This is a genomic window from Pedobacter sp. N36a, from assembly GCF_014472395.1.
Classification (GTDB): Bacteria; Bacteroidota; Bacteroidia; order Sphingobacteriales; family Sphingobacteriaceae; genus Pedobacter.
In genome coordinates, this window is the sequence record NZ_JACSZW010000003.1 from 445,303 (window position 1) to 466,145 (window position 20,843).

Genomic DNA, 20,843 nt, shown 5'->3' on the forward strand with positions numbered 1-20,843 from the left:
AAATGTCAAGAATAGGAAAAGCCCCAATTAATGTACCTTCAGGTGTAACAATTACTGTATCTAACGATAACGTAGTAACTGTTAAAGGACCAAAAGGAGAATTGACTCAAGCAGTTGATTCTGATATCACTGTAAGTCAGGAAGATGGCGTAGTTACTGTAACTCGTCCCTCAGAGCAGAAAAGACACAAAGCTTTACACGGTTTATATCGTTCATTGCTAAACAATATGGTTGTTGGTGTTACAGAAGGATATAAAATTTCTCAGGAATTAGTAGGTGTTGGTTACCGTGCGACAAACACAGGAAACACTTTAGACTTAGTTCTGGGTTATTCTCACCACTATGTATTCCAATTGCCGGAAGAAATTAAAGTAACAACTACCTCAGAAAAAGGTCAGACTCCTAAAATCATTTTAGAAAGTATTGACAAACAATTGATTGGTCAAGTAGCAGCAAAAATCCGCTCGTTACGTACTCCTGAGCCATATAAAGGTAAAGGTATCAAGTTTGTAGGTGAAGTGTTAAGAAGAAAAGCAGGTAAATCAGCTTCTAAAAAATAATCAAAATGGCAGGAAAAAAATTATCTCGTAGAGATCGTATAAAAAAGGGAATCAGAAAAAGATTAACAGGTTCTGAAAGCCGTCCACGTCTATCGGTATATAGAAGCAATAAAGGAATTTATGCTCAAATCATTAACGACGTAACCGGTAATACAATTGTATCAGCTTCGTCTTTATCAAAAGACTTTTCTGGAACTGGAAACAAATCTGAACAATCAGTAGCTGTTGGTAAATTAGTAGCTGAAAAAGCTATTGCAGCTGGGATTAAAGAAGTAGTTTTCGACAGAAATGGTTATTTGTACCATGGACGTGTTAAATCGTTGGCAGAAGGTGCTCGCGAAGCTGGTTTAGTATTTTAATCTGAAAATAGGTAAGAATGTCAACTATCAATATAAAAAGAGTAAAGACTAGCGAGATCGAATTAAAAGATCGTTTAGTTAGCATACAACGTGTTGCCAAAGTAACCAAAGGTGGACGTACTTTCAGCTTCTCAGCCATCGTGGTTGTTGGAGATGAAAACGGAATTGTAGGTTATGGATTAGGTAAAGCAAAAGAGGTAACTGAAGCGATTGCTAAAGGTATCGATGATGCTAAAAAGAACTTGGTAAAAGTTCCTCTATTGAACGGTACTGTTCCTCATGAGCAAATCGGTAAATTCTCTGGTGGTTTTGTTTTAATCAAACCAGCAGCAGTAGGTACAGGTGTTATTGCAGGTGGTGCAATGCGTGCAGTATTAGAGAGTGCCGGTGTACACAACGTATTGGCGAAGTCTAAAGGTTCATCAAATCCTCACAACGTGGTAAAAGCAACAGTAGATGCTTTAACTAAAATGCGTGATGCTTATACCATCGCTCAGCAACGTGGTATTGATTTAAATAAAGTTTTTAACGGATAATATTATGGCTAAGATCAAAATAACCCAGGTAAAAAGCATTATCGATAGAAGCGAACGCCAAAAAAGAACGATGAAAGCATTAGGTTTAACTAAAATGAACCAAAGTGTTGAAGTGGAAGCTAACGCTGCCATCATCGGAATGGTGAGAAAAGTGAATCACTTAGTTGCTATAGAGAGTATATAAATTTTTAAAGGTTGTAAATGTGGTTTATATAATTACATTTGCAACCTTTAAATATGTTTAACCGTTGTCCCTGATTAGTGAAAGCGAAGGGCAACATAAGTTTCAAAAAATGAACTTAAGTAATCTGAAACCTGCAAAAGGTTCTACAAAGAATGTTAAGAGAATTGGTCGTGGTACCGGTTCTGGACGTGGCGGAACATCGACACGTGGTCACAAAGGTGCTGGATCTCGTTCTGGTCACAAAACCAAAATCGGTTTTGAAGGTGGTCAAATGCCATTACAACGTCGCGTACCTAAGGTTGGTTTCAAACCTATTAACCGTGTAGAGTACGTAAGTGTAAACTTAGACGTAATTCAAGCATTAGCTGAGAAATTTAATCTAACTACAATTGATTTTGCTACATTGCAAGACCATGGTTTAGCTCACAAAAATGACCTGGTAAAAGTACTAGGCCGTGGTGAAGTTAAATCTAAGTTAGAAGTGAAAGCTCATGCTTTTTCTGCTACCGCACAACAAGCTATTGAGGCTGTTGGAGGCTCAATCGAAAAATTGTAATTAATTGTAATTAATGAAGAAGCTGTTTACTACTTTAAGTAATATTTGGAAAATTCAAGAATTGAAAGAGCGTATTGTATTTACGCTCATGATTCTTTTGGTTTATAGATTTGTATCTCATGTGGTGCTACCAGGTGTTGACGCAACTCTTTTAGGCAATAATGAAAAGTCTGGTCTTTTAGGTCTCTTGGATATGTTTGCCGGAGGTTCGTTTTCACGGGTATCTATCCTTGCCTTGGGTGTTATGCCTTATATTTCTGCCTCAATTGTAGTTCAGCTATTAGGTATTGCTGTTCCTTCATTCCAGAAAATGCAAAAGGAGGGTGAAAGTGGCAGGAAGAAACTAAATCAGATTACGCGTTATCTAACCGTAGCCATTACTGCTGTTCAAGCCGTTGGTTATGTTAAAACACAAGTTCCTGTTGAAGCAATCGTTATTGATCATGCTTTGTTCTATGTGATGGCAACATTCGTGTTGGCAGCTGGTACACTGTTTGTGATGTGGTTGGGTGAGAAAATCACCGATAAAGGCATTGGAAATGGTATTTCATTAATCATTATGGTTGGTATTATTGCTAGATTGCCAATTGCTTTATACCAGGAGATTACTTCTAGGTTTGTTGGGGACGGTGGCTTAATTGCCCTTGTTCTTGAGATTGTGGCTTTATTTGCAGTAGTGATGTTTACCATCATGATTGTTCAGGGTGTACGTAAAGTGCCGGTTCAATATGCAAAAAGGATTGTTGGTAACAGACAGTTTGGTGGGGTAAGACAGTACATTCCTTTAAAAGTGAATGCTGCCGGTGTAATGCCGATCATCTTTGCTCAGGCATTGATGTTTATCCCTGGATTCATTCCTCAGTTCTTTCCTTCTTTACAGAACACCTGGTTGATTCAGTTCAGTGACTATACTTCATTAGCGTATAGCTTAACTTTTGGATTTTTAATTATTGCATTCACATTCTTTTATACTGCAATTACCGTTAACCCTACTCAAATGTCGGACGACATGAAGAAGAACGGTGGATTCATTCCTGGTATCAAACCAGGTTTGGCTACCTCAAGCTTCATAGATGATGTAATTTCGAAGATCACCTTCCCAGGTGCAGTTTTCCTAGCCATCATTGCTGTACTTCCTTCAGTAGCTGTTAAATTTGGTATCAAGTCAGAATTTGCCCATTTCTATGGTGGAACTTCTTTATTGATCCTGGTAGGTGTGGTATTGGATACATTGCAACAAATTGAAAGTTATTTGTTAATGCGTCATTATGATGGTTTAATGAAAACAGGTAGAGTTACCGGTCGCACAGGAATTCCTGCTGCAACCACAGGTAGCAACGCAGTGATCTAAAATATAGTATGTCTAAGATCTATTACAAATCTCCAGAGGAGATCGAGTTAATAAGAGAAAGTTCTTTACTTGTATCTAAAACTTTAGCTGAAGTAGCTAAGGTGATTGGTCCGGGCATCACTACAAAAAAATTGAATGACCTGGCTGAAACGTTTATCAAAGACCACGGAGCAATCCCAGCTTTTTTAAACTATAACGGCTTCCCGTATTCACTATGTATTTCGCCAAATGAGCAGGTTGTTCATGGCTTTCCAGGTGAATATGTGATACAGGAGGGAGACTTGATCTCTGTCGACTGTGGGGTCATTCTAAATAAATACTTTGGTGATTCAGCTTATACTTTCTCCATCGGGGAAATAGACGCGGAAAAACAGAAGTTAGTAGAGGTGACTAAGGAATGTTTAAGACTTGCCATAGAGAAGGCTGTCGTAGGATCAAGGATCGGAGATGTAGGCTATGCTGTACAGGCGCATGCGGAGGCGAATGGATTTGGTGTAGTGAAGGAATTAGTAGGTCACGGAGTTGGCGTTCAATTACATGAAAAACCTGAAGTACCAAATTATGGTAAACGCGGGATTGGAATTAAACTGGAAGAGGGAATGGTGATCGCTATAGAGCCTATGATCAATGCAGGTACAGCGGGTGTTAAGTTCTGGTCAGACGGCTGGACAGTAACCAGTAAGGACAATAGGCCATCAGCTCATTTTGAGCATACGGTGGCAGTTAAAAAGGGTAAGGCAGACGTTTTATCGACTTTTTCAGTTATTGAAGAAGTTTTAAATAAAAAAAGGTAATTTATTAAATTTTTTTATTTAATTTTGCAACCCTGTTTAGTAGCAGCTAATTAAGTAAATATCAATATTATATGGCTAAACAAGCCTCAATTGAACAAGACGGTGTAATAAGAGAAGCACTATCCAATGCCATGTTCCGAGTGGAACTAGAGAATGGTCATGAGATAATAGCTCATATTTCGGGTAAAATGAGGATGCACTACATCAAAATTTTACCTGGAGACAAAGTCAAATTAGAGATGTCGCCTTACGATTTATCAAAAGGCAGGATTACTTATAGATATAAATAAAATGAAAGTTAGGTCATCAATTAAAAAACGTAGCGCTGATTGCAAGATTATTCGTCGTAAAGGTAAACTTTTCGTGATTAACAAGAAAAATCCAAAATATAAGCAACGTCAAGGTTAAGAAATTATTGATTGTGATGAAGATTGAATGTACAGGATACTCAATCTCGTTCATTCAGTTAATCAAACATTTAGTACAAATATGGCAAGGATATCAGGTATTGATTTACCAAGAAACAAAAGAGGCGAAATTGGTCTAACATACATCTTCGGAGTAGGTAGATCAACTGCTCAACGTATTTTAACGGAAGCAGGTATCGATTTTAACAAGAAAGTACAGGATTGGTCTGACGATGAGTTATCGGCTATCCGTACCATCATCAACGACGGCGTAAAAGTAGAAGGTGCTTTACGTTCAGAAGTTCAGTTGAACATTAAACGTTTAATGGATATCGGTTGTTACCGTGGATTACGTCACAGAAAAGGTTTGCCGGTACGTGGACAACGTACTAAGAACAACTCTCGTACACGTAAAGGCAAGAGAAAAACAGTTGCTAACAAGAAAAAAGCTACTAAATAAAATTAGTACTGAATAAGAATTATGGCTAAGAGTAAAAAAGTTACCAAAAAGCGTATTGTTGTAATTGAGCCTGTTGGTCAGGCACACATCAATGCTACTTTTAACAATATCATTGTTACTTTAACAAATAACAACGGTCAAACTATTTCATGGTCTTCTGCAGGTAAAATGGGATTCAAGGGTTCTAAAAAGAACACTCCTTATGCAGCAGGTCAAGCAGCATCTGATTGCGGTAAAGTAGCATTTGACTTAGGTCTTCGTAAAGTAGAAGTTTTTGTTAAAGGTCCAGGTTCAGGTCGTGAGTCAGCAATTAGAACATTGCAGATTTCAGGTATCGAAGTAACCTCTATCAAAGATATCACTCCGCTTCCGCACAACGGATGTCGTCCTCCTAAAAAGAGAAGAGTATAATAATTAATTTTAAAGCTAAGAGTCTGTAGCTTAAGGCTGCACGATACTTTAAACAAAAAACAATGGCAAGATATACAGGACCAAAGTCCAAAATCGCCCGTAAATTCAGAGAGCCAATTTTCGGCCCTGATAAGGTATTAGATAGAAAAAATTATCCTCCTGGACAGCACGGTGCTTCCAAAAGAAGAGGAAAACAATCCGAGTACGCAGTACAGTTAATGGAAAAACAGAAAGTTAAATATACTTATGGTGTATTAGAACGTCAGTTCCGTAACTTATTCACCAAAGCATCTTCTCGTGAAGGTATCACAGGTGATAACTTATTGCAATTATTAGAAGCTCGTTTAGATAACACAGTATACAGATTAGGTATTGCTACAACACGTTCAGCTGCCCGTCAGTTAGTTAGCCATAAACACGTAACAGTTAACGGTGAAGTAGTAAACATTCCTTCATATCAATTAAAAGCTGGTGATGTTGTTGCAGTTCGCGAAAAGTCTAAGACTTTAGAAGCGATTACTAATTCAGTAGCAGGCAGAGTAATCAATAAATTCAATTGGTTAGACTGGAATGCAAGTGAATTGTCAGGTAAGTTCTTAACTTATCCTAACCGTGATGAGATCCCAGAAAATATCAAAGAGAACCTTATAATAGAGTTATACTCTAAGTAATATATTTAGTGAATTGCCTTTTGGGCAATTCACTTTATTTCATTACATAATTTTAATAACGATCTAAAAACATTATAAATGGCAATTTTAGCATTTCAGAAACCCGATAAGGTAATCATGCAGAAATCAACAGATTTCGATGGTATATTTGAATTTCGTCCTTTAGAGCCCGGTTTCGGTGTAACAATTGGTAACGCCCTAAGAAGAATTTTACTTTCTTCTTTAGAAGGTTATGCCATTACAAGTATTCGTTTTTCTGGCGTATCTCACGAGTTTTCTACAATGAAAGGTGTTGTAGAAGATTTGACGGAAATCATCCTTAACTTGAAACAAGTACGTTTTAAGAAAGTTGGTGATTCTGGTGATTCTGAAAAAGTTTTCATTTTAGTAAACGGGCAAGATCAGTTTACCGCTGGAGATATTACAAAATTCTCTAACAACTTCGAGGTTCTTAACCCTGATTTCGTTATTTGTAACATGGAAAAAACAGTGACTTTAGAGGTAGAATTAACTATCAATAAAGGACGCGGTTATGTTCCAGCTGAAGAAAATAAAATCAATGATGCTGTAGTTGGTGTAATCGCAATCGATTCGATTTTTACTCCAATGAAAAATGTAAAATACTCGATTGAAAATTATCGTGTTGAACAAAAGACAGATTATGAAAAATTAATATTAGATATCTCTACAGATGGATCTATCCATCCTGAAGAAGCACTAAAAGAAGCTGCGAAAATTTTAATCCAGCACTTTATGTTGTTCTCTGATGAGAATTTAGTATTAGAATCTCAAGCTAAAGAAGAGACTAAAGAAGTAGATGAGGAAATTTTACATATGCGTAAAATCCTTAAAACTGAATTGGTTGATTTAGATCTTTCTGTACGTGCATTAAACTGCCTTAAAGCAGCTGACATCCGTACTTTAGCTGACCTGGTTTCTTATGATGTTGCTGATATGTTAAAATTCAGAAACTTCGGTAAAAAATCACTAACTGAGATTCAGGAATTGGTGAAATCTAAAAGCTTATCTTTCGGTATGAATCTATCGAAATTCAAACTTGACGAAGAGTAATCAATACTACCCTTAAATAACAATATTGTTAATCGTGTATAATTCCCTCAGATAAACATCAAAGAGACGGTATACACTGAATAAAATCAAAATGAGACACGGTAAAAAAAATAACCACTTAGGAAGAACAGATTCACATCGTAAAGCGATGTTGGCTAACATGGCTTCATCGTTAATTAAGCACAAGAGAATTCAAACTACTTTAGCTAAAGCAAAAGCTTTGCGTATGTATGTTGAGCCTCTTTTGACTAAATCTAAAACTGATACTACGCACTCACGTCGTATCGTTTTCAGTTATTTACAAGACAAAGAAATCGTTACTGAATTGTTCCGTGATGTTGCAGCTAAAATTGCAAACCGTCCAGGTGGTTACACAAGGATCATTAAATTAAACAACCGTCTAGGTGATAACGCTGAGATGGCTTTAATCGAATTGGTTGATTACAATGAAGTTTACGGTAAAGAAGTGGAATCTGCTGAGAAGAAAACTACACGTCGTGGTAGAACTAAAGCTAAGAAAGCTGATGATACTACAGTTGCAGCTGCTCCAGTTACTGAAGAAGCTCCAGTTGAAACTAAAACTGAAGATAAAGGCGAATAATTTATTTCCTTATCATTATAAGGAAAACCCTGTCCGTTTCGGATGGGGTTTTTTCTTTACATGGGTATTTCTAATTGCTCGGGGCCTGGTTGGCTTTTATAATGTTTTAAGACTTTCCAACGACTGCCGTCGTGCTTTAACAAACTAAAATGATTAACTGCAAATTCGGTATGGAAGTTTTCATTTTTATAATGGGCTAATATCTCTGTATAAACATCAGCAGCGACATCTCTGTAAGCAATGGTCAGGTGAGGGGTTAAGCTTCCAAATGAATATTTACTAAATTCTTTTGTACATGCTTTTATTTGCCTGAATAAATTTTCTATTTCTTTTGTAGCTGAGATGCTGGTGGAAGAATGGCAATTAAATAACGCTGTTTCATAAAGCTAATTTACTATTCCTTTTTCAAAAGGGTATCTTTGCATCGTAATCCAATTTCATGTCAAATCAACTCCAGTTACAGCGTTTTCAAGAACAACTCGCTGAAAGTATTTCTTCGAATACTTTTCTAAAAGTTTCCCTGGGTAATTATCAGGGAAATGATAAAGAATTAAAAAATGTTTATGTCCGCAAGGTGAAGATCAAGAGAGCCGATATGCTTTCTTTTACCTACCGTAACAAAACCAGAGATATTGTAAAGAACTTTCCTATTTCTGAAGGCATCACCGTGGTGGGGCATTTTATCAGTAATGATTTTAAAGCCTGTACCTTGTTTACTACTGAAAAGGAAGTGATTTTAGAGCATGCAAAGAATCATGTGATCTCGATTCGTGAAAGGCTATTGAATAGTGATGGTAAAACAGCACCTGCAGTGTCACATAATAAAGAAAAGAAACGTTTGATTCAGCCTGCCGGAAAACCTTATTTACAAGAGCTGAAGATTACAGATGCTGAAGGTAATGTTTTCAAAAACGCACAGGATAAATACAAACAGATTAATCAGTATGTAGAGATTTTAAGTTCTTTGATTAAAGAACTGCCAGAAAATAGTATCAAGAAGGTAGTGGATATGGGCTCCGGAAAGGGGTACCTGACCTTTGCTTTATATGATTACTTACAGCAAGTACTGAAACTGGATACGAAAGTAACTGGGGTAGAATTCAGGGACGACTTGGTGACGTTATGTAATGGCATTGCCAAGCGTTCAGCTTTTGATGGACTGGATTTTGTACCGGGTACGATTCAGGATTATCAGGTAGAGGCCATTGATTTATTGATCGCCCTGCATGCTTGTGATACGGCAACTGATGATGCGATTTTCAAAGGTATAAAAGCCAATGCCAGTTTAATTGTGGTGGCACCTTGCTGTCATAAACAGGTCAGACGCGAGATGGATAGGGCTAAAGTAAAGAATGAAGTTTCCGTATTGACTAAATATGGTATTTTCATGGAGCGCCAGGCAGAAATGGTAACTGATGCCATGCGTGCCTTGATTTTAGAATATTATGGCTATAAGACTAAAGTGTTTGAATTTATCTCAGATGCGCATACACCAAAGAATGTATTGGTAGTAGGTGTGAAGACCAGTAAGCTTTCTGGGAAGGCCTTGGAAGTAAAACAAGGAGAGATTAAACAAAAGTTAGCGGAGACAAAGTCCTATTTTGGAATTGGTTACCAACATTTAGAACGTTTGTTGAAGCTGGATCAATAGAAGGTATCACAATTCTGTCATCCTGTCACATTTTTGTAACAACATTCGGACAGAAGATTACTTTATCCCGCTAAAATAACATAATTTTCTGCCAAAACTCAATTGGCACATTGCTTGTTAAACAAGAAATAATAGAAATAAATAATAAGATTCATAAACATAAACAGAGATAAATAGCATGTCAAAAATTATTGGTATAGACTTAGGAACAACAAACTCTTGCGTATCCGTAATGGAAGGTAACGAACCTGTAGTTATAGCCAACAGTGAGGGTAAGCGTACTACGCCATCCATTGTTGCTTTTGCAGAGAATGGTGAGCGCAAGGTAGGTGAGCCGGCAAAACGCCAGGCAATTACAAACCCTACAAAAACAATTTATTCGATCAAACGCTTCATGGGCAGCAGCTTTGCTGAGGTTTCTAAAGAACTTGGTCGTGTACCTTATAAAGTAGTTAAGGGCGACAACAATACACCACGTGTAGAAATTGACGACCGTAAATACACTCCACAAGAAATTTCTGCAATGATTTTGCAGAAAATGAAAAAAACAGCTGAAGACTTTTTGGGTCATGAGGTAACTGAAGCAGTTATTACTGTTCCTGCTTATTTCAATGATGCTCAACGTCAAGCGACTAAAGAAGCTGGTGAAATCGCTGGTTTAACAGTGAAACGTATCATCAACGAGCCAACTGCCGCTGCATTAGCTTACGGTTTGGATAAATCACAAAGAGACATGAAAATCGTTGTGTTTGACTGTGGTGGTGGTACTCATGACGTTTCAGTATTGGAATTAGGTGATGGTGTATTCGAAGTAAAATCAACTGATGGTGATACTCACTTAGGTGGTGATGACTTTGATCACGTGATTATTGACTGGTTAGCAGCTGAATTCAAAACCGAGTATGGCATGGACTTGAATCAAGATCCAATGGCTTTACAACGTCTGAAAGAAGCAGCTGAGAAAGCTAAAATTGAGCTTTCAAGCACGACTTCTACAGAGATCAACTTGCCTTACATCACTGCTGATGCAACTGGCCCTAAACACTTAGTTAGAAACTTAAGCCGTGCTAAATTTGAGCAATTGGCTGCTGATCTAATCAAACGTACTATTGACCCATGTAAATCAGCATTGAAAAATGCAGGTTTGAAAACTAGCGATATCGATGAGATTATCTTAGTTGGTGGTTCAACTCGTATGCCTGCTATCCAGGAAGCAGTTAAAGCTTTCTTCGGTAAAGAGCCTTCGAAAGGTGTTAACCCGGATGAGGTAGTAGCTATCGGTGCTGCAATCCAAGGTGGTGTACTAACAGGTGAAGTTAAAGATGTATTGTTATTAGATGTTACTCCTCTTTCATTAGGTATTGAGACTATGGGTGGTGTAATGACTAAATTAATTGAAGCCAATACCACTATTCCTTCTAAAAAAGCAGAGACTTTCTCTACAGCAGCTGACAACCAGCCTTCAGTAGAGATTCACATCTTACAAGGAGAGCGTCCAATGGCTGCTCAAAACCGTACGATTGGTCGTTTCATCTTAGATGGTATTCCACCAGCTCCACGCGGAGTTCCTCAGGTAGAAGTAGCCTTTGATATTGATGCAAACGGTATCTTACACGTAAGTGCCAAAGATAAAGCTACTGGTAAAGAGCAAAAAATCCGTATTGAAGCTTCTTCAGGCTTAACTGACGAAGAAATCAAAAGGATGAAAGAAGAAGCAGAACAAAATGCAGATGCTGATAGAATCGCTAAAGAAGAAGCGGAAAAAATCAACGGTGCTGATGCTTTAATCTTCTCAACTGAGAAACAATTAAAAGAATTCGGTGATAAAATTTCAGCTGATAAAAAGGCACCAATCGAAGCAGGTTTACAAAAACTGAAAGATGCGCATGCATCAAGAAGTTTCGCTGATATCGATGCTGCTCAAGCTGAATTACAGAATGCATGGAATGAAGCTTCTGAAGAAATGTACAAAGCAGGACAAGATGGTGCACAACCAGAAGGTAATGCTGGTGCTCCTCAAGATGCTCAGCCTGCAGGTGGTGACGACGTTACCGATGTAGACTTCGAAGAAGTAAAAGACGACAAGAAATAAGCGCAAGCTCATTTGAAAGTAAAAAGGTGTTCTGTTCGTTCAGAGCACCTTTTTTTATATGGCCAGGCTTTGGTTTGTAGAGTGTGTTATTCAGCCTTAAATGGCTTCAAATTGGCCTATAAACAAAAAAGGGATCCACAATGTGAATCCCTTTCTTGTTTATCATATGCAGTTACCTTAGTTCCAAAGATTTTCTGGATAAGCACCGTCTTTGATCAATTGATCAATGCTGGCCTGAACGATAGGTTTATCTTCTTTATAAGTTACACCGAACCATTGGCTATCTGTAGGAATTACCTGGAAATCAGCAATTCTAGATTTTACCAAATATTCAGCTACCAATGGAATGAAAAATTCTGATTTAGGGTTTTCTTTATTTTGTACAGCGAAATCTCTGAATAGTTGTTCTGTGATTTGGAATACAGCAGGTGTAAAGCCCCAGAAGTTCATCGATACGCGTGTATCTGGTGTTAATGGATACTGAGTATCGCCTTCTTCGAAAACAATCGAGTCACCGTTCTTTAATACCTTAGTACGTTCTACTACTTCTAGCAGGACACCGTTTTCATCTACCTGACAAACACCTCTGGAAACAGATCCGTATTCAGATAATGTTTTACCGATTTCGTACCCTATCATAGAGTAGTTGCTGTCGCTCACTTCTGTAGTTAAAAACTTAACCATTTTCTGGTAAGCATCTAAGCCGTAGAAATCATCCGCGTTGATCACACAGAAAGGCTCATTGATCGCTGTTCTACCTGAAAGAATCGCATGTGCAGTTCCCCATGGTTTTGCTCTCTCAATATCAATGTCTACACCGAATTGTTTAATATCAAAGTTTTGGAAAACGTAATCGGTCTCTATTTTACCGTTTAACTTTGCTTCGAAAATTTCTTTGAAATCCTTTAGAAACTCTTCTTTAATAATAAATACAACCTTACCGAATCCGGCTTTAATGGCATCATATATAGAATAATCAATAATAGTTTCGTTGTTCGGGCCGAACCCGTCAATTTGTTTCATGCTGCCGTAGCGACTTGCCATCCCAGCTGCTAAGATTAATAAGGTTGGTTTCATGGGACTAAAATAATTAATATGTTTAAATTCAAGGTAAAATAATAGGTGTTTTTTGCAATTTAAACAGCAATATCCCGAATTATAGGTAGAATATTCCAGATTTAAAACCCAAATATTCCTTTTCCGCCAGTATTTCGGGTTTTCTTGCCGGTTAACATTTCGAACAGGCCCCGTACAATTTCCTTGCCAATTTGCCGGGTGATGGTGGCCCCCATCACTTGTTCCATGATGCTCTTTTCTTGTTTCTGAATTTGAGGAGTACTCGGTTCAGTTCCAGTACTTTCCCTATTTAGCTGGTCATTGAGTCTTTTAGTCAAGATTTCATAGGCACTTTCCGGATCAATAGTGGCTCCATATTTTTTGTTCATCGGACTGGATTGCACCAATTTATCATAATCTGGTGTACTTAAAGGGCCCATTACTGCTTTAGGAGGAGTAAGCATGGTGGCGGTAACTTCCGTAGGAATCCCTTTTTCATTTAACACCGTGATCAGTGCCTGGCCTGTTCCCAGGGAAGTCAGTACCTTATCGATTTTGTAAAAGCTGGACGTGGGGTAGGTGTTGACTGTTTTCTTCAAGGCATCGGCATCATTCGGTGTAAATACCCTTAAGGCATGCTGGATTCGATTTCCTAATTGGGAAAGTACGCTTTCGGGAATATCTGTGGGTGATTGCGTGCAAAAGAAGACGCCTACGCCCTTAGACCTGATCAGCCTGATGATGGTTTCAATCTGTTCCAGAAACGCCTTAGAGGAGTCTTTAAAGAGCAAATGTGCCTCATCTATAAAGAACACCAGTTTTGGTTCATCCAAATCACCTACTTCTGGCAAGTTATAAAATAGTTCGACCAGTAAACTGAGTAAAAATGTGGAATATAGCTTCGGTTGATTTTGTACATCGGAGATATTCAAAAGAGAAATTGTGCCTTTTCCATCTGTTCTGAGCATCAAATCTTCTATTTCAAAAGAGGGTTCCCCAAACATCGGACTCAATCCCTGCTGTTCTATGGTGACGATCTTTCTTAGAATAGTTCCTGACGTGGAAGATGAAATGCTACCATAATCTGCTTTTATTTCTTCTTTTCCCGGACCATCAGAGAGGTATGAAATGAGCTTTTTCAGGTCATTCAGATCGATGAGGGGTAGTTTGTTGTCGTCTGCATATTTGAAAATCACAGACAATACCCCGGTTTGTGTATCGTTGAGGTCTAAGATTTTAGCGAGCAGGGTTGGACCGAACTCAAGGATGGTTGCCCGCATTTGTGCACCTAATTTCCCGGAAAGTGAATAAGGTTCTATAGGGTAGCCCGCTGGCGCGAAAGGTTTATTCAGCATTTTTGCCCTTTCTTCGATTTTAGCATTGCTATCTCCCGCTTCATATAGCCCGGAAAGGTCGCCTTTTACATCCAGCATAAACACTGGGACACCGGCATCTGAAAGCTGTTCCGCCAGCAATTGCAAGGTTCTGGTTTTTCCGGTTCCGGTAGCACCTGCAACGAGTCCGTGGCGGTTCATCATGTGTAAATACAGGTTTACTTCGGCATCGGCCAGCACCTCTCCATCCAATATTCCGGCACCCAGATAAATATAGGCACCTTTAGGTGGATATGCTGCTTTCACTTTTTCTATAAAACTTTGGGTTTGATCACTCATAAGGAAAAATTATAGGTTTATGAGCTGTATATGCTCAGATACTTTCCTAAAAATAGGAAATTAAAAGCAAAAGAAAAGGGTATCTGTTTTAGCAGATACCCTTCTTATAGGCGTATGTGTTGACACTGGAATTATTTAGTATACCTGAAATCCTGGTCTTTCTCAATGCTTAATAAAGAGTGGTAAATCAAGCTGATCACATTGTCGACATCTTCTTTATGTATCATTTCTACCGTAGTGTGCATGTAGCGCAATGGAAGGGAGATTAAAGCAGAAGGAACGCCACCATTAGAATACGCAAATGCGTCCGTATCCGTACCTGTAGATCTTGATGAAGCCTGACGCTGGAATGGAATGTCATTCTTTTCTGCAGTTTTAATCAGTAATTTGTTCAGATTGGTTTGTACTGCTGGTGCATAAGAAACTACTGGTCCTTTACCGCAAGCCAAATCACCCTGTGTAATTTTATTGATCATTGGGGTACTTGTATCGTGCGTAACGTCTGTAACGATAGCCACATGAGGTTTAATTCTGTGAGCGATCATTTCCGCACCGCGTAGTCCGATTTCTTCCTGTACTGAGTTTACGATGTATAATGCGAAAGGAAGTTTTTGATTATTCTCTTTTAACAGACGGGCCACTTCGGCAATCATGAAACCACCAGCTCTGTTGTCTAATGCTCTTCCAACATAGTAACGGTCGTTCAATACCATAAATTCGTCTTCGTAAGTGATCACACAACCTACATGGATACCTAAAGCTTCTACTTCATCTTTAGAAGTACAGCCGCAGTCCAGGAAAATGTTTTTTAGCGCAGGAGCTTCTTCTTTTTCGCCGCTTCTGGTATGAATTGCCGGCCATCCGAATACTGCTTTCACCATTCCTTTATCGGTATGGATGTTGACTCTTTTTGAGGGGGCGATCTGGTGATCAGAACCACCATTTCGAATCACATAGATTAATCCTTCTGCAGTAATGTAATTTACAAACCAGGAAATCTCATCAGCATGTGCTTCAATTACTACTCTATATTCTGCTTTAGGGTTGATTACACCGACTGCTGTTCCGTAATTGTCGATGAAACTTTCATCGATATAAGGCTTTAGGTAGTCTAACCATAGCTTCTGACCAGGATATTCAAAGCCAGTTGGCGATGGATTATTGATATATTCTTCAAAAAATTGGAGTGACTTTTTAGTAACTACAGAAACGTGTTTCTGTTTATCGTCTTTCTTTTTTGCCATTTGATGTTTCTTTAAAACGTATAATAAGCTGTATTTTGCTTTACCCGAACAAATATATAAACTAGGGTGGAAGCAACAAGTTAATTGTTGAGTTGTAACTGCATGATGACAAATTCTAAGCCCTGTTTGGCAAAGCGTTCATCGGTTTCGGAAAAGCCAAATTTCGCGTAAAATGAGGCTGCTGTAGTCCTGGCATTACACCAGAGCATGGTTGCTCCCAAAGGACGCACATAATCAATCAGGTGCTGGAGTAAAAAACTGCCGTAACCTTTCCCCTGATATTCGGGAACAGTGGCAAACTTTCTGAACTGGTAAACGGTGCCTTCATTAAAAAGAGAAACCACAGACACGAGCTGGTCGCCTGAAAACAGACCGAAATGCAGACCATCTCGATCATTTTCTAGTTTTATGTTATTGTAAGGCTGATCAGGATACATTGCTGTATTTCTGATGCGCCAGGTAAGATCCGGTCTGATCTGTTCTATATGCGTATTTTCCATCAGCTTTTGACTTTGTTGAATTTATAGATACAAATATTGAGCAGGATGATTGCCGTAGTTCCAAAGCAGAATAAAGGCCATTGCCCTTGGTCCCATAGCCATAATCCAAATGCAGAACCGACAGCAGCACCAACAAAACTGACCGACATGAATACGGTATTGAGTCGGTTGCGCGCTTCCGGAATCAAGGCGTAAATTCGGGTTTGATTGGTCACATGAATCGCCTGCTGGCCAATATCGATTAAAATAATCCCGGTGATGAATAAGTACAATTGATTGCCGGTAAAGTAAAAAGCAATGATGCTGATGAGTTGTAGCACTAGGCCGATGAATATATTTCTGCGCGGATTCTGGCCGCTGCTCAGCTTACCGACCAATGGGGCGGCGAGTGCGCCAGCAGCTCCGGCTATACCAAATAAGCCGATTTGCATGGTTTGAAAGTTGAAAGGCGGATTGGCTAAAAACAACACCATTGTGGTCCAGAATGCACTGAGTACGCCAAAAGCCAGGAAATTGATCATGGAAGCTTCCCTTAAAACGGGCTCGGTTTTTACATAATGCCACATGGAAGCCATCAATTCCCGATAAGTCCCTTTAAAAGAAGGCAGGCTTAAAGGGAAACGTTTTGCCATCAGCAGCATCAATAAAGCACAGATGCCGGCGGCGATAAAATACATAGTCCTCCATCCCCATAAAAAACCAACACTGCCGCTGATGGATCTGGAAGCTAGAATTCCGATGAGCAAGCCACTGGTAATGATGCCAATCGTTTCCCCGCGTTTTTCGTTGGAGCTTAAATTGGCAGCCATCGGTAAGATCAATTGGGGAACAACTGAACTTGCGCCAATCAGGATGCTGGCAATTTGCAGGAGCAAAAAGCTGTGGGACATGGCAGCAAGCAGCAAAGAAGCCACTGCCAGTCCGGTGATGATTAAGATTTGCTTTCGGCGTTCAAACATATCGCCAAGCGGCACCACCAAAAATAAACCCAAAGCGTAACCTGCCTGGGTCAGGTAAGTGATCATACCGGCATGACTTTCCGTTACTTTAAATTCCTGTGCCACCAGGATCACTAAAGGCTGACAATAATAGATATTCGCGACAATCAGGCCGGTACAAAAGGCCATGAGCATCACATCTGTACGACTCAATTTCATTTATAAAGGTATGTTTCCGTGTTTTCTTCGTGGGGCATTGACCACTTTATTTTCCAGCATTTTAAATGCCTTAATGAGCTTTATCCTGGTTTGCGCAGGCTCGATGACTTCGTCTACAAAGCCACGTTCTGCGGCTCGGTAGGGGTTTGCAAAAGTATCAGAATAAAGCTTTTCTTTTTCCAGCCATTTTTCTTCCGGGTTTTTTGCGGTAGAGATTTCTTTCTTAAAAATGATTTCTGCAGCTCCTTTAGCACCCATTACGGCAATTTCGGCGGTAGGCCAGGCATAGTTCATATCCGCACCAATATGTTTAGAGTTCATCACATCATAAGCACCACCGTAAGCTTTTCTGGTGATCACCGTAATGCGGGGAACCGTCGCCTCACTAAAGGCATATAATAATTTTGCACCGTTATTGATGATACCGTTCCATTCCTGATCAGTGCCGGGAAGGAAACCTGGAACATCTTCAAGCACCAATAATGGGATATTAAAGCAATCGCAGAAACGAACAAAACGAGCTGCTTTTGTGGAAGCATGATTGTCTAATACGCCGGCAAGATAGGCAGGCTGATTGGCTACAATGCCGATGCTTCTTCCGGCCAGGCGTGCAAAGCCAACCACTATATTTTCTGCATATTCCCTGTGTACTTCTAAAAAGCTGTCTGCATCTGCCACTTCATCAATCACAGTTCTGACATCGTAGGGCTGATTTGCGTTGACAGGCATCAGGCTATTTAAAGCAGTACGTTCCTCGTTTGCTGTTTCATAAGGAAGTGCAGCAGGTATTTCCTCACAATTCTGAGGCATATAGCTCAGTAATCTTTTCACATGGTTAATAGCATCCAGTTCATTTGAACAGGCAAAATGTGTGACACCAGATTTTGTAGCATGAGTAGATGCACCGCCCAATTCTTCGGAAGTCACCACTTCATGTGTCACCGTTTTCACCACGTTAGGGCCGGTTACAAACATATAAGAAGTGTTTTCTACCATTAAAATAAAGTCGGTGATAGCAGGAGAGTAAACTGCTCCACCAGCGCATGGACCCATAATGGCTGACAATTGTGGGATTACTCCTGAAGCCTGTACATTCCTGTAAAAGATATCGGCATAACCACCAAGGGAAACCACACCTTCCTGAATACGTGCGCCTCCGCTATCGTTTAAACCGATAACAGGAGCACCATTTTTCATGGCCATATCCATAAGCTTACAGATCTTTTCAGCATGAGTCTCGGAAAGTGAACCACCAAAAACAGTGAAATCCTGTGAAAATACATAAACCAGTCGGCCGTTGATATTTCCATATCCCGTCACTACACCGTCGCCAAGATATATTTCCTTTTCCATGCCAAAATCGGTACTTCTATGGGTGACCATCATGCCAATTTCTTCAAAAGAGTTTTCGTCCATTAGGAAATGAATTCTTTCTCTTGCAGTCAGTTTCCCTTTTTTATGCTGGCTTTCAATTCTTGCTGCTCCGCCGCCGGTATGGGCTTGTTTAACTTTATCCTGAAGTAAATCTATTTTGGTTTTCATTGGAATATTTTTTGGTTGATCTCTTGTTGGTTTGTCTCTAAACCACAATCTCAGTTAAATACAGATTTTAAGGCCATCATTTAACTGAGATTTAGGGTCTGCTACGATGATTTCGTAAAATAGCAATATTTATTAAATAGCTGGTGATTACCAGCGGTACTGTAGTCTGGCAGTAAATACATCATCCTTAAGGTCTTTGGTATATAGAGGTAGCTGTGTATCGTCATTTACCACATGCTCATTATATAGTGTCAGTTTTAAGCGGCCGTTCATCATATAAGTAAGACCATAACCCAGGGTACTGAACTTAATATCTCCCGCAGTAGTATTGCTGTTTGGCGCACCGATTTCCTTTTCTTTTACATGAATGTTCGGATCGTAAACATCATAAGCAAGTAAGGCATTGAATTTGGAATTGCCAATTCGCTGTGTTAACCAGAAATAGTATCCGTTAAATTCACGCAGGTAAAGGTCTGTTTTTGGCTGAGTAGAAAAACTGGTACTTGCAGCAGGGCCGGTAATGTCGGCGGCAGCAGCTATTCCAGGTTGTTTTCCAGCTACATATTCTGCTTTAAATGAAGTAGTACCAAAAGAATTGTCATACGCTAACTGTAAGTTTGCACCATAATAATCGCGGTTAGCATAAGAATTCACATGACTTGGGTTGGTGTCTTTGACATAAGCACTGCCGTTCCTGACAAAAAAGGTTTCTGTGTCACTGCGTACATAGCCTTTATAGTAAGAAGCTCCGAAACCCAGGTTTAATTTTTTATTGGCAAGGCTATCAAAGGTGAAATCTACTTTCGCCACAATATCTTTTTTTGAGTCATAATCTCTGGCAGTTAATCCACTTCCATTGATTACTGCAAGGTCAGCTGAAAGAAAACTTAAAGGTTTGTAGTCAGGATGAAAACTAATCATGGCGCCCAGGTCACGTTCTCTCGGCATCAGGGTTTGAAACACCCTTGCGCGTTCCGGGAAATCTCTGTATCCTGATGAATATACGATGGAATAGCCAAACGGACGATTGAATAAACCTGCTGTAAAAAGAAACTGTTTGGTTTCTTCCTGGTGAAACTGAATAAAGGCATCCATGAGCTGCACACCATTCTGAGTGGCATCAAGCTGGAAAACTATGCTGGAATATTTATCAGCACGGTCGATCTTCAACCGGCCCCTTCTGATCATAAAACGGGAATCTGAATTTTTTGAAAAATCTCCTCCGGAAAAAGAATTAATTCCTCCAGATTGTGCTTTTTGGAATTGTGTTTGTAAATACCCGGTGATGTTTATTTCATGCGGTGCATAAGAGGAAGGCGCATTATTGCTTTGTGCAAGTACAGAGAAAGGTACCAGCATGACGATAAATAGTAATAATTTTCTCATGAATAAGATAAACGTATTTTGAGCTGCCTAAATTACGCTTAATGCTTCATTTATCTATAGAAAACCTCCGTTTTAAAATTTAATCTCCTGTTTTTGAATAGAATATGAAGGAAATTACATTTTTTTTACATGACAATTTGTTAGTTGGGGTTTTTTGGAGCTATTTTTGAACGGTTAAGCTTGAACTAAATAGTCAAAATGTCATTACGGAAATACCGTCTTTTAATCATTATTACCTTTCTAGGCATCTTTTGTGTAAAGATGATGATTTCTGGAGCGCCCGTATTTTTCAACGATATTCAAAAGGAAAGCATTCAACTGGTGATCATGCAGATCGAAGTTGAGCATAGTTCCGACGGTGACAGCGGTAAAGCTAAAGTGAACCTCCTGGATTATAAAATGATCGATAACCACTACACAATGGATTTTAACGCGGTTCTGAGCCATTTCGGTATCAGCAACAGCTATATCGATCACTTTAAACGTCATGTGGAGCCTTTTCATCCCTCTGTACCGACCCCTCCTCCTAACTTGGCCTAATTTACTCGTATAACTAACCTTTTATCAGGATAGCTGTGCAA

25 protein-coding genes are annotated in these 20,843 nt (G+C 39.3%); 17 read left to right on the forward strand and 8 right to left on the reverse strand.

From position 1 onward, the window contains the following. Positions 1-2 precede the first annotated feature (2 nt). From rplF to rplQ, 14 genes are all read left to right on the forward strand, one after another. On the forward strand, positions 3-560 hold the full coding sequence (rplF, locus tag H9X96_RS08385) for a 50S ribosomal protein L6 (protein ID WP_062550427.1): 558 nt from the start codon (positions 3-5) through the stop codon (positions 558-560). A gap of 5 nt (positions 561-565) precedes the next feature. Continuing rightward, positions 566-919 (forward strand): 50S ribosomal protein L18, encoded by a 354-nt coding sequence (gene rplR, locus H9X96_RS08390; protein WP_062550426.1) that lies wholly within the window; start codon positions 566-568, stop codon positions 917-919. A 17-nt stretch (positions 920-936) separates the two neighbouring features. After that, a complete protein-coding gene (rpsE, locus tag H9X96_RS08395; protein ID WP_062550425.1) occupies positions 937-1,455 on the forward strand; it encodes a 30S ribosomal protein S5 in 519 nt (172 codons plus the stop codon). Positions 1,456-1,459: 4 nt separating this feature from the next. Then, entirely contained in the window at positions 1,460-1,639 is a 180-nt protein-coding gene (gene rpmD, locus H9X96_RS08400; RefSeq protein WP_062550424.1) for a 50S ribosomal protein L30, read from the forward strand. A gap of 109 nt (positions 1,640-1,748) precedes the next feature. Further along, a complete protein-coding gene (gene rplO / locus H9X96_RS08405) occupies positions 1,749-2,195 on the forward strand; it encodes a 50S ribosomal protein L15 (RefSeq protein ID WP_062551181.1) in 447 nt (148 codons plus the stop codon). A gap of 13 nt (positions 2,196-2,208) precedes the next feature. Next, a complete protein-coding gene (gene secY, locus H9X96_RS08410) occupies positions 2,209-3,546 on the forward strand; it encodes a preprotein translocase subunit SecY (protein WP_062550423.1) in 1,338 nt (445 codons plus the stop codon). Between the two features lie 8 nt (positions 3,547-3,554). Beyond that, on the forward strand, positions 3,555-4,340 hold the full coding sequence (gene map / locus H9X96_RS08415) for a type I methionyl aminopeptidase (RefSeq protein WP_187665847.1): 786 nt from the start codon (positions 3,555-3,557) through the stop codon (positions 4,338-4,340). A gap of 71 nt (positions 4,341-4,411) precedes the next feature. Next, on the forward strand, positions 4,412-4,630 hold the full coding sequence (gene infA, locus H9X96_RS08420) for a translation initiation factor IF-1 (RefSeq protein ID WP_008244555.1): 219 nt from the start codon (positions 4,412-4,414) through the stop codon (positions 4,628-4,630). A 1-nt stretch (position 4,631) separates the two neighbouring features. Then, positions 4,632-4,748 carry a 50S ribosomal protein L36 gene (gene rpmJ, locus H9X96_RS08425; RefSeq protein ID WP_073232286.1) on the forward strand — a complete coding sequence of 39 codons (117 nt, stop codon included), beginning with the start codon at positions 4,632-4,634 and terminating at the stop codon, positions 4,746-4,748. Between the two features lie 81 nt (positions 4,749-4,829). Further along, on the forward strand, positions 4,830-5,207 hold the full coding sequence (gene rpsM / locus H9X96_RS08430) for a 30S ribosomal protein S13 (RefSeq protein ID WP_062550421.1): 378 nt from the start codon (positions 4,830-4,832) through the stop codon (positions 5,205-5,207). A 21-nt stretch (positions 5,208-5,228) separates the two neighbouring features. Continuing rightward, on the forward strand, positions 5,229-5,618 hold the full coding sequence (rpsK, locus tag H9X96_RS08435; RefSeq protein ID WP_041878538.1) for a 30S ribosomal protein S11: 390 nt from the start codon (positions 5,229-5,231) through the stop codon (positions 5,616-5,618). Between the two features lie 62 nt (positions 5,619-5,680). Then, a complete protein-coding gene (gene rpsD / locus H9X96_RS08440; protein ID WP_062550420.1) occupies positions 5,681-6,289 on the forward strand; it encodes a 30S ribosomal protein S4 in 609 nt (202 codons plus the stop codon). 78 nt (positions 6,290-6,367) lie between these two features. After that, positions 6,368-7,360, forward strand: a complete 993-nt coding sequence (locus tag H9X96_RS08445; protein ID WP_062550419.1) for a DNA-directed RNA polymerase subunit alpha — start codon at positions 6,368-6,370, stop codon at positions 7,358-7,360. A gap of 91 nt (positions 7,361-7,451) precedes the next feature. Continuing rightward, positions 7,452-7,961 carry a 50S ribosomal protein L17 gene (rplQ, locus tag H9X96_RS08450; RefSeq protein ID WP_062550418.1) on the forward strand — a complete coding sequence of 170 codons (510 nt, stop codon included), beginning with the start codon at positions 7,452-7,454 and terminating at the stop codon, positions 7,959-7,961. Between the two features lie 56 nt (positions 7,962-8,017). On the opposite strand, the gene H9X96_RS23075 is transcribed toward rplQ, so the two are convergent. Further along, the gene (locus H9X96_RS23075) at positions 8,018-8,305 is read right to left on the reverse strand and encodes a 2'-5' RNA ligase family protein (RefSeq protein WP_370576725.1); all 288 of its coding nucleotides are present in this window, start codon (positions 8,303-8,305) and stop codon (positions 8,018-8,020) included. Between the two features lie 95 nt (positions 8,306-8,400). Between H9X96_RS23075 and H9X96_RS08455 the strand changes: the two genes are divergently transcribed. Then, complete coding sequence (locus H9X96_RS08455; protein ID WP_187665848.1) at positions 8,401-9,612, forward strand: SAM-dependent methyltransferase; 1,212 nt, start codon at positions 8,401-8,403, stop codon at positions 9,610-9,612. A 178-nt stretch (positions 9,613-9,790) separates the two neighbouring features. Further along, positions 9,791-11,704: a molecular chaperone DnaK gene (gene dnaK / locus H9X96_RS08460; RefSeq protein WP_187665849.1), complete on the forward strand. Its 1,914-nt coding sequence runs from the start codon at positions 9,791-9,793 to the stop codon at positions 11,702-11,704. A gap of 177 nt (positions 11,705-11,881) precedes the next feature. On the opposite strand, the gene H9X96_RS08465 is transcribed toward dnaK, so the two are convergent. The 7 genes from H9X96_RS08465 to H9X96_RS08495 all read right to left on the reverse strand — a co-directional run bounded on the left by H9X96_RS08465 (position 11,882) and on the right by H9X96_RS08495 (position 20,262). Continuing rightward, on the reverse strand, positions 11,882-12,781 hold the full coding sequence (locus tag H9X96_RS08465) for a sugar phosphate nucleotidyltransferase (protein WP_187665850.1): 900 nt from the start codon (positions 12,779-12,781) through the stop codon (positions 11,882-11,884). 101 nt (positions 12,782-12,882) lie between these two features. Then, positions 12,883-14,433, reverse strand: coding sequence for a helicase HerA-like domain-containing protein (locus tag H9X96_RS08470; RefSeq protein WP_187665851.1), 1,551 nt, complete (start codon positions 14,431-14,433; stop codon positions 12,883-12,885). A gap of 131 nt (positions 14,434-14,564) precedes the next feature. Continuing rightward, positions 14,565-15,677, reverse strand: a complete 1,113-nt coding sequence (locus H9X96_RS08475) for a M42 family metallopeptidase (protein ID WP_187665852.1) — start codon at positions 15,675-15,677, stop codon at positions 14,565-14,567. Positions 15,678-15,757: 80 nt separating this feature from the next. Next, positions 15,758-16,177: a GNAT family N-acetyltransferase gene (locus H9X96_RS08480; protein ID WP_187665853.1), complete on the reverse strand. Its 420-nt coding sequence runs from the start codon at positions 16,175-16,177 to the stop codon at positions 15,758-15,760. Further along, complete coding sequence (locus H9X96_RS08485; protein WP_222943853.1) at positions 16,177-17,334, reverse strand: MFS transporter; 1,158 nt, start codon at positions 17,332-17,334, stop codon at positions 16,177-16,179. The genes H9X96_RS08480 and H9X96_RS08485 overlap by 1 nt, the downstream gene beginning before the upstream one ends. Then, on the reverse strand, positions 17,335-18,876 hold the full coding sequence (locus H9X96_RS08490; protein ID WP_187665854.1) for an acyl-CoA carboxylase subunit beta: 1,542 nt from the start codon (positions 18,874-18,876) through the stop codon (positions 17,335-17,337). A gap of 147 nt (positions 18,877-19,023) precedes the next feature. Further along, the gene (locus H9X96_RS08495) at positions 19,024-20,262 is read right to left on the reverse strand and encodes a porin (protein ID WP_187665855.1); all 1,239 of its coding nucleotides are present in this window, start codon (positions 20,260-20,262) and stop codon (positions 19,024-19,026) included. Between the two features lie 198 nt (positions 20,263-20,460). On the opposite strand from H9X96_RS08495, the gene H9X96_RS08500 reads away from it, so the two are divergent. Continuing rightward, positions 20,461-20,802 (forward strand): hypothetical protein, encoded by a 342-nt coding sequence (locus H9X96_RS08500; RefSeq protein ID WP_187665856.1) that lies wholly within the window; start codon positions 20,461-20,463, stop codon positions 20,800-20,802. Positions 20,803-20,843: the final 41 nt, after the last annotated feature.

Bases quoted from the DNA above. Each gene is read 5' to 3' on its own strand.
- rplF (WP_062550427.1), top strand. From the start codon at position 3: ATGTCAAGAATAGGAAAAGCCCCAATTAATGTACCTTCAGGTGTAACA.
- rplR (WP_062550426.1), top strand. From the start codon at position 566: ATGGCAGGAAAAAAATTATCTCGTAGAGATCGTATAAAAAAGGGAATC.
- rpsE (WP_062550425.1), top strand. From the start codon at position 937: ATGTCAACTATCAATATAAAAAGAGTAAAGACTAGCGAGATCGAATTA.
- rpmD (WP_062550424.1), top strand. From the start codon at position 1,460: ATGGCTAAGATCAAAATAACCCAGGTAAAAAGCATTATCGATAGAAGC.
- rplO (WP_062551181.1), top strand. From the start codon at position 1,749: ATGAACTTAAGTAATCTGAAACCTGCAAAAGGTTCTACAAAGAATGTT.
- secY (WP_062550423.1), top strand. From the start codon at position 2,209: ATGAAGAAGCTGTTTACTACTTTAAGTAATATTTGGAAAATTCAAGAA.
- map (WP_187665847.1), top strand. From the start codon at position 3,555: ATGTCTAAGATCTATTACAAATCTCCAGAGGAGATCGAGTTAATAAGA.
- infA (WP_008244555.1), top strand. From the start codon at position 4,412: ATGGCTAAACAAGCCTCAATTGAACAAGACGGTGTAATAAGAGAAGCA.
- rpmJ (WP_073232286.1), top strand. From the start codon at position 4,632: ATGAAAGTTAGGTCATCAATTAAAAAACGTAGCGCTGATTGCAAGATT.
- rpsM (WP_062550421.1), top strand. From the start codon at position 4,830: ATGGCAAGGATATCAGGTATTGATTTACCAAGAAACAAAAGAGGCGAA.
- rpsK (WP_041878538.1), top strand. From the start codon at position 5,229: ATGGCTAAGAGTAAAAAAGTTACCAAAAAGCGTATTGTTGTAATTGAG.
- rpsD (WP_062550420.1), top strand. From the start codon at position 5,681: ATGGCAAGATATACAGGACCAAAGTCCAAAATCGCCCGTAAATTCAGA.
- H9X96_RS08445 (WP_062550419.1), top strand. From the start codon at position 6,368: ATGGCAATTTTAGCATTTCAGAAACCCGATAAGGTAATCATGCAGAAA.
- rplQ (WP_062550418.1), top strand. From the start codon at position 7,452: ATGAGACACGGTAAAAAAAATAACCACTTAGGAAGAACAGATTCACAT.
- H9X96_RS08455 (WP_187665848.1), top strand. From the start codon at position 8,401: ATGTCAAATCAACTCCAGTTACAGCGTTTTCAAGAACAACTCGCTGAA.
- dnaK (WP_187665849.1), top strand. From the start codon at position 9,791: ATGTCAAAAATTATTGGTATAGACTTAGGAACAACAAACTCTTGCGTA.
- H9X96_RS08465 (WP_187665850.1), bottom strand. From the start codon at position 12,781: ATGAAACCAACCTTATTAATCTTAGCAGCTGGGATGGCAAGTCGCTAC.
- H9X96_RS08470 (WP_187665851.1), bottom strand. From the start codon at position 14,433: ATGAGTGATCAAACCCAAAGTTTTATAGAAAAAGTGAAAGCAGCATAT.
- H9X96_RS08475 (WP_187665852.1), bottom strand. From the start codon at position 15,677: ATGGCAAAAAAGAAAGACGATAAACAGAAACACGTTTCTGTAGTTACT.
- H9X96_RS08480 (WP_187665853.1), bottom strand. From the start codon at position 16,177: ATGGAAAATACGCATATAGAACAGATCAGACCGGATCTTACCTGGCGC.
- H9X96_RS08485 (WP_222943853.1), bottom strand. From the start codon at position 17,334: ATGAAATTGAGTCGTACAGATGTGATGCTCATGGCCTTTTGTACCGGC.
- H9X96_RS08490 (WP_187665854.1), bottom strand. From the start codon at position 18,876: ATGAAAACCAAAATAGATTTACTTCAGGATAAAGTTAAACAAGCCCAT.
- H9X96_RS08495 (WP_187665855.1), bottom strand. From the start codon at position 20,262: ATGAGAAAATTATTACTATTTATCGTCATGCTGGTACCTTTCTCTGTA.
- H9X96_RS08500 (WP_187665856.1), top strand. From the start codon at position 20,461: ATGTCATTACGGAAATACCGTCTTTTAATCATTATTACCTTTCTAGGC.